Raw genomic sequence first — 3,508 nt, 5'->3', positions numbered from 1 at the left:
CTGGCCAACGTGCTGCAGCCGCTGGTCGACAGCCAGGTGGGCACGGTCACGCCGTGGCCGGAGAGCCACCTGGTGGTGGTCACCGACTGGCGCGACAACCTCCAGCGACTGACCCAGCTGGCCCGGCGTCTCGACCGCCAGCGCGATCTCCAGGCCGCAGTGCTGCCACTGGCGCACGCCTCCGCCGACGAGCTCGCCGGCACCCTGGACACGCTGATGCAACGCGAGGGCGGCGGTCAGGTAAAGGTGGTGGCCAACCCGCGTGCCAATGCCCTGGTGGCCTACGGCGATCCCGCCGGGCTGGCCCGGGTGCGCCAGCTCGTCGCCTCGCTGGATGCGCCCCAGGCCCGGACCCAGCAGCGCAACACCCGAGTGATCTATCTCGACAACGTCAGCGCCGAATCGGTGGTCGCGGTCCTCGGCGGGCTGACCGGCGAACGCCCCCAGAACGCGGACAGCGCCAATCCCCAGAGTCAGGTGCAGCAGTTGCTCCAGCGCGCCGGAGGCGGCGCCAGCGCACTGCAGGGCGGCAGTCTCGGCGCCATGGCTGACACCAGCAGCGGCGGGCTGCCAGCACTGCCGGACGCCACCAGCCGCAACGCCGCGGTCGCCGGCACCCTCGGCAGCGGCGACAACGCGGTCGGCTTCGCCGTCCACCCCTCGACCAACGCGCTGGTACTGATCGGCCCACCGGCGCGGCTCGACGCCTACGCCAGCATCATCAAGCAGCTCGACATCCGCCGCGCCCAGGTGGCGGTGGAGGCGATCATCGCCGAGATCACCGAGTCCCGCGCCAAGCGCCTCGGCGTGCAGTGGCTGTTCGGCGATCTCTCCGGCAGCGGCACGGTGCCGGTGGGCGGCTTCAACTACGCCGCCGACGGCCAGCCGGGGATCAACGCCATCGCCGGCGCCGCCGCGCGCAACGACACCAGCCAGCTGGCGCGGCTACTCGGCAGCATCACTGGGGCCAGCGCCGGCGTCGGCCGGATCAGCGACAGCGGGGTGAGCTTCGCCGCCCTGCTCGGCGCGCTGCAGAGCGACAGCGAAACCAACCTGCTGTCGACCCCCTCGCTGACCACCCTCGACAACGCCCAGGCCTATATCCTGGTGGGCCAGGAGGTGCCCTTCGTCACCGGCTCCACCACCTTCAACGAGAACCCCTACCAGATCATCCAGCGCGAGGACATCGGGGTCAGCCTGCGCATCCGCCCCTCGATCAGCTCCGACAACACCATCCGCATGGATATCGTCCAGGAGGTGTCGTCGATCGATCCCAACGTCCAGGCCTCCGACGTGGTCACCAACAAGCGCGAGATCGAGACCTCGGTGATCACCCGCGACGGCGGCATCGTGGTGCTCGGCGGGCTGATCAGCAACGCCGGCAACTCGACCTCGGCACAAGTACCGCTGCTGGGCGACATCCCGCTGATCGGCAAGCTGTTCCAGTACAACCGCGACGAGCAGGAGAAGCGCAACCTGATGGTGTTCATCCGCGCCCGGGTGCTCCGCGACGCCGCCCAGATGGACAGCGCCACCGCCGACAAGTACCGCTACATGCGCGCCCAGCAGCTGCTCGCCGGCTTCGACGAGGATCAGGCGCTGGCGCCGTGGGAAGCGGCCAGCACGGTCGCCGCCGGCAGGTCGTCGGCTGGCGCGGGAACGGGTGGTGGCGGTGGGGATGGCGCGGCGCCGGCCTCACTGGGTCAGCCGCGCTGGAGCGCGCTCTTCCCCGACCAGCGCAGCCGCCTGGGGAGCCTGGCGCCATGACCGCGACCGCGGCCCTCACCGCCGGCGACGACCTCGCGCCACTGCCCTACCGGCTGGCCAAGCGCGCCGGGGTGGCGCTGGCCCCGGGCACGCACGGCTACCGTCTGCTGTGCCGCGACACGCCGTCGCCGCTGCAGCTCGAGGTACTGCAGGATATCCAGCGCCGCCTGGGCCGCGCCGAGGAGTGCGAATGGCTCGACGCCGATACCTTCGAGGCGCGTCTGGCCGCGCTGCACGACGGCGAGCGTGCCGACAACGCGGCGCTGCTGGAGGGTCTGGCCGAGCACGTCGATCTCGACAGCCTGATGCAGGAACTGCCACGCGCCGAGGATCTGCTCGAGAGCGAGAACGAGGCGCCGGTGATCCGGCTGATCAACGGCGTCTTCTCCGAGGCCCTGCGCCTGTCCGCGTCGGACATCCACGTCGAGCCCTTCGAGCGCGAGCTGGTGATCCGCCTGCGGGTGGATGGCGCCATGCGCGAGGCGCTGCGCCCGCCGCGGGTGCTGGCACCGGTGCTGATCTCGCGGATCAAGGTGATGGCGCGGCTCGACATCGCCGAGAAGCGCCAGCCCCAGGATGGCCGCATCACCGTGCGCGCCGCCGGGCGTGACGTCGACATCCGCGTCTCCACCCTGCCCGGCATCCACGGCGAAAGGGTGGTGATGCGTCTGCTCGACAAGCACGCCGCCCTGCTCGACCTCGACCGCCTGGGCATGCCGCCGGCGGTGCTCGAGCGCTACCGCCGGGTGCTCCAGCAGCCCAACGGCATCCTGCTCAACACCGGGCCCACCGGTTCGGGCAAGACCACCACCCTCTACGCCAGCCTCAATGCGCTCAACGACCGCAGCCGCAATATCCTCACCGTCGAGGACCCGGTGGAGTACGCCATCCCGGGTATCGGCCAGACTCCGGTCAACCCCCACGCCGGGCTCACCTTCGCCCGCGGCCTGCGCGCCATCCTGCGCCAGGACCCGGACGTGATCATGATCGGCGAGATCCGCGACCTGGAGACCGCCGCCACCGCGGTGCAGTCGAGTCTGACCGGCCACCTGGTGCTGTCGACGTTGCACACCAACAGTGCGCTGGGGGCGATCGCGCGGCTGCGCGACATGGGCATCGAGCCGTTCCTGCTGGCGACCAGCCTCAAGGGGGTGATGGCGCAGCGCCTGGTGCGCCGGCTGTGCCCGGCCTGCAGCGAGTGGCGCCCGCGCCGCGCCGACGACGCCCAGTGGCTGCCCGGCATCGAGACCTTACCGCGCCTGGCCGAGCCCAAGGGCTGCGAGAGCTGCGACCACAGCGGCTATCGCGGCCGTCTGGGTCTTTACGAGTTCATCCCCATCGACGCCCACCTGGCCGGCCTGATCCACGAGCGCGCCCCCGAGGCGGCGCTGGCCGAGTACGCCTTCGGCCAGGCCGGCGCCCAGAGCCTGGCGCAGGCGGCGCTGGCGCGGCTGGCGGCGGGCGAGACCGCCCTCGACGAGGTGCTGCGTGCGATCCATCGCTGAGCGCGCGGCCCGCGCTGACCTCAAACTGCCATCGTCCGTGGGTCAGACTACGGCGCCACACGTTCATCCCCTCTTTCTTGAGGCCGTGTCTGAAAAGTCCGACGAGCGAAGCCCAGACAAGGCAAAAATCGGCGAGAGAGCGGAGTTTACGGGAGTGTAAATGAGCATCTCGAGACGATTTTTAACGCCGTATGGGCGAGCGCAGTCCTTTTCAGACATGGCCGGGGAGGGCCCAT

2 protein-coding genes are annotated in these 3,508 nt (G+C 70.6%); both read left to right on the top strand.

The window, feature by feature from the left end:
• On the top strand, positions 1-1,767 hold a 1,767-nt coding region (gene gspD / locus AC3AYF_RS19400; protein WP_295041250.1), incomplete at its 5' end, for a type II secretion system secretin GspD.
• Positions 1,764-3,272 (top strand): GspE/PulE family protein, encoded by a 1,509-nt coding sequence (locus tag AC3AYF_RS19395; protein WP_487780212.1) that lies wholly within the window; start codon positions 1,764-1,766, stop codon positions 3,270-3,272. The genes gspD and AC3AYF_RS19395, both read left to right, overlap by 4 nt.
• Positions 3,273-3,508 lie beyond the last annotated feature (236 nt).

The organism is Salinicola sp. (genome assembly GCF_982684285.1).
This window is presented reverse-complemented; position numbering and strand designations above follow the sequence as displayed.

Coding starts and splice junctions, on each gene's coding strand:
- AC3AYF_RS19395 (WP_487780212.1), top strand. CDS start 1,764: ATGACCGCGACCGCGGCCCTCACCGCCGGCGACGACCTCGCGCCACTG.